This is a genomic window from Mesorhizobium sp. M7A.F.Ca.ET.027.02.1.1 (assembly GCF_004022985.1).
Classification (GTDB): domain Bacteria; phylum Pseudomonadota; class Alphaproteobacteria; order Rhizobiales; family Rhizobiaceae; genus Mesorhizobium.
Genome location: NZ_RZOL01000282.1, coordinates 1 through 7,858, shown reverse-complemented (window position 1 = coordinate 7,858; position 7,858 = coordinate 1). Strand labels below are relative to the sequence as shown.

Annotated in this window: 10 protein-coding genes and 1 pseudogene; all 11 read left to right on the top strand. The window is 63.5% G+C overall.

The annotated features are described in order from the left end of the window. Positions 1–463, top strand: a pseudogene (locus EN749_RS37810) (hypothetical protein); the annotation flags it as partial. Further along, positions 460–906 (top strand): hypothetical protein, encoded by a 447-nt coding sequence (locus EN749_RS25175; protein ID WP_128364190.1) that lies wholly within the window; start codon positions 460–462, stop codon positions 904–906. The pseudogene EN749_RS37810 and the gene EN749_RS25175, both read left to right, overlap by 4 nt. Positions 907–912: 6 nt before the next feature. Then, complete coding sequence (locus tag EN749_RS25170; protein ID WP_128364189.1) at positions 913–2,664, top strand: hypothetical protein; 1,752 nt, start codon at positions 913–915, stop codon at positions 2,662–2,664. Beyond that, entirely contained in the window at positions 2,664–3,128 is a 465-nt protein-coding gene (locus EN749_RS25165; RefSeq protein ID WP_128364188.1) for a hypothetical protein, read from the top strand. The genes EN749_RS25170 and EN749_RS25165 overlap by 1 nt, the downstream gene beginning before the upstream one ends. Beyond that, positions 3,121–3,918, top strand: a complete 798-nt coding sequence (locus EN749_RS25160; RefSeq protein ID WP_128364187.1) for a hypothetical protein — start codon at positions 3,121–3,123, stop codon at positions 3,916–3,918. The genes EN749_RS25165 and EN749_RS25160 overlap by 8 nt, the downstream gene beginning before the upstream one ends. 12 nt (positions 3,919–3,930) lie before the next feature. After that, positions 3,931–4,488, top strand: a complete 558-nt coding sequence (locus tag EN749_RS25155) for a hypothetical protein (RefSeq protein ID WP_128364186.1) — start codon at positions 3,931–3,933, stop codon at positions 4,486–4,488. After that, complete coding sequence (locus tag EN749_RS25150) at positions 4,485–5,171, top strand: hypothetical protein (protein ID WP_128364185.1); 687 nt, start codon at positions 4,485–4,487, stop codon at positions 5,169–5,171. The genes EN749_RS25155 and EN749_RS25150 overlap by 4 nt, the downstream gene beginning before the upstream one ends. Before the next feature lie 29 nt (positions 5,172–5,200). Next, on the top strand, positions 5,201–5,512 hold the full coding sequence (locus tag EN749_RS25145) for a hypothetical protein (protein ID WP_128364184.1): 312 nt from the start codon (positions 5,201–5,203) through the stop codon (positions 5,510–5,512). Next, on the top strand, positions 5,512–5,649 hold the full coding sequence (locus EN749_RS37805; protein WP_189367690.1) for a hypothetical protein: 138 nt from the start codon (positions 5,512–5,514) through the stop codon (positions 5,647–5,649). The genes EN749_RS25145 and EN749_RS37805 overlap by 1 nt, the downstream gene beginning before the upstream one ends. Position 5,650: 1 nt before the next feature. Continuing rightward, the gene (locus tag EN749_RS25140) at positions 5,651–6,514 is read left to right on the top strand and encodes a hypothetical protein (protein ID WP_128364183.1); all 864 of its coding nucleotides are present in this window, start codon (positions 5,651–5,653) and stop codon (positions 6,512–6,514) included. Next, a complete protein-coding gene (locus EN749_RS25135; protein ID WP_128364182.1) occupies positions 6,514–7,833 on the top strand; it encodes a hypothetical protein in 1,320 nt (439 codons plus the stop codon). The genes EN749_RS25140 and EN749_RS25135 overlap by 1 nt, the downstream gene beginning before the upstream one ends. The last annotated feature ends 25 nt before the right edge of the window (positions 7,834–7,858 follow it).

Sequence of the window (7,858 nt, the reverse complement as noted above, 5' to 3'; positions counted from 1 at the left end):
TTCCGGGGGCGGCGGTAAGGGACTTGCCGGTGGCGGCCAGATACGCGGTCCCGGCGGGCCGAAGGGCGACCGCATACCGGCCTGGCTGTCGGACACCGAATTCGTCATGCAAGCATCGGCCGTGCGCAAATACGGCGCCGGCTTCATGCATGCGCTCAATCGAGGCATGGTGTCGCTGCGCTCGCTCGAGATGCCGCGTTTCAATGTCGGCGGCATGCTCGACGGCTTCAACCGATCGATGGCGATCCCGCGCTTTGCCGGCGGCGGCCAGGCCCTTTCAGGCATGCAACTGGCGCCGGCAGCGACGGCGTCGGGCAGGACAGTGCGCGTGAACCTGCAATATGGACTCACCGAAGACCAGGTCATCGATTTGATCGGCGAGGAGAGCGCGGTCGACAGGTTCTATCGCTTCGCCATCGGCGAAAACCTGACCAGCGCCGGCCGGAGCCCGAAGCGCACATGACCGAAACCACCTTGCTGCGCCTCGATCCGATCAGCGTGCCGCCCTATTCGGCGCGCGGCATCAATGAGAGCTTCGATCTGGACGGGACTTCGCAGCTTGCCCGCACCGTGAACACTGAGCTGATCGATCTCGCCGACGCCTCGGAGAACGACAGCAAATACAAGCTGACGATCACCTGCACCGATCAGAACATGCCGGCATTGGACGGCGTCAAGCGCGGCATGACGCTGACCGTCGATTGCGCCACCGAGTTTACCTACCTGACATCAAGCGGCAGCCCGTCGCGCCCGCCGGCTTCCACGACCGACGATCCGGCGACCAGGACGGAAGGTGACTATACGTTCTACAGGCCGCGCCTGACCATGAAGGTGGTCGACTACAGGCTGTCCTTCGACGAACCGCGCGCCGACAACAACTGGTCGCTCATATTGCTCGAGGTCTGACGCGCCATGTTCTTCTTTGCCTGGGTCGCGCCGACCGAGACGACATTCGGCATCGAGCACGAGGTCGAGGACGAGAAGGTCATCGGCATTGCACTGACCCATGCCGAAGGCGGTTTCGCCAAGGCCGACATCAAGGTCAGGAACCCGCGCACCGGCCTGCTGGCGCCGGGGCGCGACCAGTGGGCATGGCTGTCATGGGCCGATCCACAGAACCCGACCGCCGGGACGCAGCCATTGCTGCTTGGGCGCGTCGTCGGCCTGCCACAGCAAATTCAGGGCAATGCCGTGGTCTTGACCTTCCTGGCCCGGCCTGCCGATTACGACACGCTCAAGCGGGCGCTGGCAGAGACCATGAAGGTGGCGCCGTTCTGGGATCCGCTGTTCCTGAATGAAGACAGTCGCGACGATCCCGACACGGTGCTGCAGGGCTATACGCATGCGTGGCATATCGACCGCGTCGATCATGCGGTGTCGGCGTCCGACATCCTCGATGGCGAAGACGGGCTGATCGACTTCGGCCAGGATTTCCTGCGCGAGAGCCTCGACGTCTCCTATGGTCAGCCGCCGCTGACCACCATCAAGGTGTCGGCCGTCATCAACTGGGACCAGGCGGCGACCGGCACCGTCGATTTTACCAAGCAGCTGCTCGCCGCCTTTGCGCTCGCCGGGTCCGGCGACGCCTATGCGATCAAGTCGCTGACCGGCGACGGGCTGATGTTTGATTATCCCGAACAGGATGATCGCATCGGCAGCGGCTGGACGTTCGACGGCTGCTCGCTCCTGCGCACCGATGGCTTCGTCGTGCCGCAGGATTTCCACCAGATCGTCATGACCAATGGCAACGGCCAGTTTCCGATCTGGACCATGAAGCCGGTGTTCAAGGGCGACTATGACGTCTCGCGCAAGCGGCAGGAAACGCTGTCGTTCACGCTGACCGCCGACTGCCAGGCGATCGTCACCGATCCCGGCGGCGCCGACATTGAGGAGATCAAAGTTTCCGGCAATGCCGACGAGCCGGTCGATCCCAGTGACACCGACAATCCATTCGGCGCCTTGCCGATCGGCGATGTCCGTTCCAGGGCCTATTTCCCGACCGTGCGCGGCCGGCAAAGCCTCGGCTATCTGATCTGTCTGGCGCGCGGCGCCATCCTCGAGCGCTCGCGGGCTGTGTCGGTGACCTTCGCGGTGAAGTTCCGCGCCGGTGTCGACCTCTCCTGCCGCAAGAACGCCCGCATCGTCGATGCGCGGCTGCCGGGTGGCGAGGCAACGGGCAAGATCATCGCCTACACGCTGTCGGTCGCCGACGGCAAGCTGCTGGCCTCTGTGACCATCGGTTGCACGGTCGGCAAGGGTAACACAGTGACGACGGTTCCCGGCACGCCTGTCTATGTCGACGACGGCTATGTCGCCACTGGCTACCAGCTTTATGCGGGGCAGACCTTCATGCCGGTCGCCGGCGAAGTGACTTATGAGGAGTTCGGCCAGATCATGCCCAACGATGATGGCGTCGATTTTCTGGTCATGGACCCGGCGACACTGGTCGAAGACCTCACCATCATCAATCCGCTGCCGACGCAACGCGATGTTCTCAATGCCTTCATGCCCGACATGGCTGCGGCGATCGACGCGCTCAACCAGGTGTTCACCGAGGTCGACGGCGACTTCAAACTGCTCAAGGGCGGCCCGTTCATCACCGACTACCCAATCACTGTCGGTGCGCTGATGGTGCCGAAGACCATCGATCTGGAGGCTGCGTGATGGCGATCAGGGGCCTTCCCGATCCATGGCGTGCCGGGCGCAATTCGAGCGGCTCGCGGCTGCAGCTCATCAGCCGCACCGGCAATGGCGCCGACGTGCTCAAGCGTGCCTTGGAGAAGGTCAAGCCGGAAGCGACCGGCGATGCGCATTTCCGCTTCGGCAAGCCGTCGCGTTTCACCTTGACGACGCCGGAGCAGCCGACCAATCCGGGCGCCACGGTGACATGGCCGCCGGACGATCCGGCCGACGATCCGGAAGACGGCATCATCATCGACGACTTCGACTACGTCGATCGCAGCGTCGAGAAAATCCGCGTCGAAAACCCTGACGATGCCGAGCAGTACGTCATCGTCGAGCGCATCCTGAAGGTGATGTTCGTCGACCGCCAGACCGGCCGCTACAAGCGCTTCAACTTCGACTGGTCGAAGGCGCCTTCCCAGACTGAGGATCACAGCGGTGGCTGAGGGCTACGGCAGCAAGGCCAAGCCGGTCGCCCTCGATCCGTTCCAGCAGATCGTCGAAGTTCACTGGCATAGGCTCACCCACATCGCCTTCACCGTGCATGTGAAATCCAGCGTCACCGTGGTCAACCCCGGACAGGAATATACCGACGAGTTCTACGAAACCATCACGGCGCTGGAAGACCTTATCGACTATCTCGGCACGACGGAGATGGCTTACGGCACGCCGCAGCCGGTCAGCACCTTCCAGGGCTGGAACGGCCACGCTTGGGGGCCGATCGCCGACCCGACGGTCACCGGCCTGCCCGATATCTCCGGCAGCGCCGCGAGCTACGGTGCTTGGGCCTACAAGGGGGCAAAGAGCACCGACGTGCCGCCGACATTCCTCGACATCCCGCGCGCCAAATGGGACGCGGTCGGCGGCGCCGGGACGGGGCTGTTTCTCCCCGACAACAACACCGCCGAGTTCAAGCAGGGCACGCCAAGCATCCATCTGGAAATGCAGGAAATCACCGGAGCCCCGCATTTCGAAGCAATCGGCAGCACCTACCCTGATCCGCCAAATCCGGCCACGCTTTTCTACGCTGCGCCGTTCAATCGCGATGCCACGACCCCGACCGCCTCGATGGATTTCGCCGTCGACGGCCTGGTCGCAGTGCTCGACGGCAAGGCGTTCCGGGCCATGGCCTCGGCCTCGGTGACGACGATGGAACCGGAACCATCGATCCTCGTCGCCGGCAGCGTGCTCTGGGTGCTGTGCGAGCGCTCGCCGGACGACGATCCGACCTCGTAAGGACTTTCCCATATGACAATCATTTACCGCTCGGTGAAGGGGTCGAACCTCGACGCGACCGAGGTCGACAACAATTTCCACGATGTCGACGACCGAATCCAGGCAATCGAGGACAATCCGCCTGAGCCGCTCAACATCTCCAACATGACCGTGGTCGGCACCCAGTGGACCATCTATCTGGAAGACGCGACGGTCTTCGGTCCTTTTACCCTGCCGCAGGCGAACTTTCGACCGAGCGTCGTGGCGACGATCGATGAAGACACCGACGGCATTTATGCGCCGGTGCTTGCCGATGCCAATGGCTACAAGCGCTATGCCGGGTCCTCCGATCTGACGGTTCTGATGCCGCTCAACGCCGATGTCGCCTATCCCATCGATAGCGAGATCACCTTCCGCCAGGCCGGCGACGGCGCCATCATTTTCGACACCGCAACAGCCGGGCCAACCCTCAACGGCATTGTCGGGTTTCTCAACCGGACAGGTGTTGGCGGCGCGACAGTGACGCTGAAGAAGGTCGCCACCGACGAATGGGATCTGATCGGCCTGCTTGCCGAGGACGTCACCGCATGATGCTCGGAACACTGGCGCAGCGTGGCGCACCTGCGCAGGGAACGCCGGTCTGGGTTCCCTCCGGCGCAAACGATTTCCTCGACTTCGTCAACGCACACTATTTTGCCGCCGGCGCGGAGAGAACGATTGCCAGTCTGCTCGGCGGAGATTTCGACCCGGCTGCTATTTCCGGATCAGGCATGCGGATCACGCCATCGAACGGCAACCGACCAAAAGCGATCGGCGTGTTGCTTGCCGATCTCGCCGCGGGGCTGGCAGCCGGGTGCACGATTGTCTTTGATTTGAATTGCGCAGGCTCGCCCTCCGGCTTCCTGATGTTCATGGCCGATGGCGCCAACCTCGATGACGCCGACGAGGCGATCATTGCACGAGCCTCCGGCAATCTCAGCGATTATTGGGATCTGTTCGTCGACGATGGCGTGACCGGTTCGGGCTCGCACAAGGAAGCGATCACGCTGGCCCGCGATGTCGGCGGCGGCGATTACGAATATGCCTGGTGCGCCGATGGCAACACCGCGACCACACAGACAGTGAATTACCTGACGCATCTGGCATCGGTCGACACCGTGCTGTTCGGCCATGACGGCTCCGGCACCGGCAACTCCCTGAACGACATCACCATCCGCTCGATCACCGTCTATCCGGCGATGCTGCCGGCCGATCTCCCGGCGCTCACCGCCTGATTTTCTCAAAACCCCGAAGGATACCGCCGATGGCCACGCTCATCGTTACCCTTTCTCATGCCTTCCCGAACATTATCGGCCAGATCTACGCAGACGTCGCGGTCGGCGCCGGCGCCCGCTCGGAAGCGATCACCATGCCCGGAGCCGGCACGATGGTCGCTGCCGCCGGCGAGACCATCGTCGTGCTTTTGGCCGATGCCGATTGCTGGGTCGCGGTCGGGCCAGATCCCGACACATCGGCCGATGGCGGCGGCGTGCGTTCCGCCTGGCCGGTGCCGGCCGGCGCGCCCTATCCGCTGCTGGTCGCGCCTGGCGATACGATCGCGGTCGAGACACGTTGATGCTCGGCTTCTCGCTCTTCCTGCGCCTCGGCATGTTCCTCGGGCTCGGCGGCGGCACCGTCACCGCGCCTGATGGCGTGCTCGATTTCTCGAAACCCAAGAACAGCGCGCTGCTGATCCTGCTGGAGGATATCTGACATGACACAGATCCCGGTACTCAATGCCAATGGTGAGATCGTCAACGTCGAGTTGCCCTTGGCGCCTGGTCGCGCTGCCGCTGCCGCGTCTCGGCCGGTCGCGCTGTCGAACGAGGATGCCGCCCTCATTGATGGCCTCGAAACGCTGATCGCCAGCAGCAACACCAAGCTGGATACGCTGCATACCGATCTTGCGACCACGCTGGTTGGCCTTCTCGACGGGCTGGAAGGCATCCTCGGCACGACTTCCGGCGCCGCCGTCACCACCGACGCCAATGGCACAGTGCAGCAATATCTGCGCGGCCTGGTCAAGCAGTGGATCGCCGGCACGCTCGTCGTCGGTCCCGGCACCAGCCTGATCGGCAAGGTCAAGACCAAGTTCATCGAAGCGGTCGCCGCGACGATGACGCGGCCGAACGACACCAGCGCCTATGCCGCCAATGACGCCATCGCCAACAGCACGACGGCCGGCTCTGTAACGCCGTTCTCCTTCTCGATGTCCGACGTCAATGACGATCTGTTCACCATCGAGCGGCTGCGGCTGATCACATCGGACACCGGCGTTGCCGGCAAGGCGCTGCGCATGTGGCTGTTCCGGGCGTCGCCGACTGTCGGCGCCGGCGACAATGCCGCCTTCACCGCGCCGCGCGCCACCTTCATCGGATCGCTGTCAGGCACCATGCGCACCTTCAGCGATGGTTCTGGCGGCATCTTCGTGCCCGACGAAGGGTCGCGCATCATCACGCTGCCGACCTCCGGCGCCAAGACCGTGTTCGGCCTGTTGCAGACGCTGGAGGCCATCGCCTCGCCGCTGGCGCAATCGACATGGATCGCCACGCTCGAAGGTTTTCAGGGAGCCGCCTGATGACTGCCGCGCCCTATCTGCTCGGCCGGCGCGGTCCCGGCCGCGCCGTCATCGCCAACGATCCCGGTGGCGGGAGCGGCGTCACCGATGGCGGCTTCGTCGAGCAACCTGTCGTTACCACCACGGCGTCGGGCAACACCACAGTCAAGGGCAAGACCAAGCCAGGGTCGTTTGGCAAGTTCGTGATGCCTCTGGCCACGATCACTGCCGGCCGGCAATACACGTTCCGCTATATTACGCATTTCGCCCAACTCGGCCAGCAGGGCAAGCTCGCCATGGTTGGCTTCGGGCTGAAGGCCGACAATGATTTCCACATCGTCGGGTTGCGCGGCGACGGCTCGACCGGCCTGCACAAATACCAGGTCAATGGCACGCCGCCGAATGGCTGGAACAAGGACACCGGCCACACGACATCGGATGGCGGCGCATCGGCCAACGGCAGCCAGGCCGGGCCGAACTATATCAGGCTCGTCATCTCGGCCGATGGCGCCACCTACAAGTTCCAGACCAGCCCAGACGGCGCTACCTGGGCTGACGAGTACACCGGCCAGACGCCGACGCCGTTCTCCAACGTCTCCGGCGTCACCACCTTCGGCCTGGCGCTGTGGTTCAACAATGCCGATGCCGGGCCGTTCTCTATCGACATCGATCAGTTTGCCGATGCGGCGGCGCCGACCGGGCCGACCGTCACTTTCATCGGCACGTTCACGGACAAAGTCACCATCGATCCGCATACATTCACCGCCAATGTTGGCCCGGCCGGCACCAAACTGGTCGTGGTGTGCCCGCACAGTCTCCGCAACGCTGCGGCACAGCGGACCATCGTGTCTGTCTCGATCGACGGCACCAACGGCACACTGGCCGGGCAAAACGGCATAAATGACGGCGTCAACGAAGGCACGCAAACCGGCATTGCCTATCGCGAGATTTCGACGGGCGGCGTTATCACGATCATCGACGATTGGAGCGCGCTCCACTCATTCTCGGCCGCCGATGTCTACACGATCACCGGCTACACCTCGAACACGCATGTCGATGTGAAAACCGCGACTGGCAACGATCCGACGATCAGCACCCTGACTGTAAGCGCCAATGGCTGCGTGATCGCGTCGGCAAGCGGCGTCGAGCCGGCGACAGGCGCCTTTACATTCTCCGGGGTCACGCTCGATCACGAACAGCAATGCGATAGCGCCAACGGCATCGTTCACATGCGCGAGGCGGCGGGCCATGCAACGGGCCTTGCTGCCACCAGCACCTACAACGTTCAGGCCACGTCGTCGGCGGGCTTCGAAGTGATCGCCGCGATCTCATTCGTCTGACGCAAAAACAGAACGAATTCTAATG

What these genes read in the sequence shown, in the direction of transcription:
- EN749_RS25175 (WP_128364190.1), top strand. Translation starts at nt 460, where the DNA reads ATGACCGAAACCACCTTGCTGCGCCTCGATCCGATCAGCGTGCCGCCC.
- EN749_RS25170 (WP_128364189.1), top strand. Translation starts at nt 913, where the DNA reads ATGTTCTTCTTTGCCTGGGTCGCGCCGACCGAGACGACATTCGGCATC.
- EN749_RS25165 (WP_128364188.1), top strand. Translation starts at nt 2,664, where the DNA reads ATGGCGATCAGGGGCCTTCCCGATCCATGGCGTGCCGGGCGCAATTCG.
- EN749_RS25155 (WP_128364186.1), top strand. Translation starts at nt 3,931, where the DNA reads ATGACAATCATTTACCGCTCGGTGAAGGGGTCGAACCTCGACGCGACC.
- EN749_RS25150 (WP_128364185.1), top strand. Translation starts at nt 4,485, where the DNA reads ATGATGCTCGGAACACTGGCGCAGCGTGGCGCACCTGCGCAGGGAACG.
- EN749_RS25145 (WP_128364184.1), top strand. Translation starts at nt 5,201, where the DNA reads ATGGCCACGCTCATCGTTACCCTTTCTCATGCCTTCCCGAACATTATC.
- EN749_RS37805 (WP_189367690.1), top strand. Translation starts at nt 5,512, where the DNA reads ATGCTCGGCTTCTCGCTCTTCCTGCGCCTCGGCATGTTCCTCGGGCTC.
- EN749_RS25140 (WP_128364183.1), top strand. Translation starts at nt 5,651, where the DNA reads ATGACACAGATCCCGGTACTCAATGCCAATGGTGAGATCGTCAACGTC.
- EN749_RS25135 (WP_128364182.1), top strand. Translation starts at nt 6,514, where the DNA reads ATGACTGCCGCGCCCTATCTGCTCGGCCGGCGCGGTCCCGGCCGCGCC.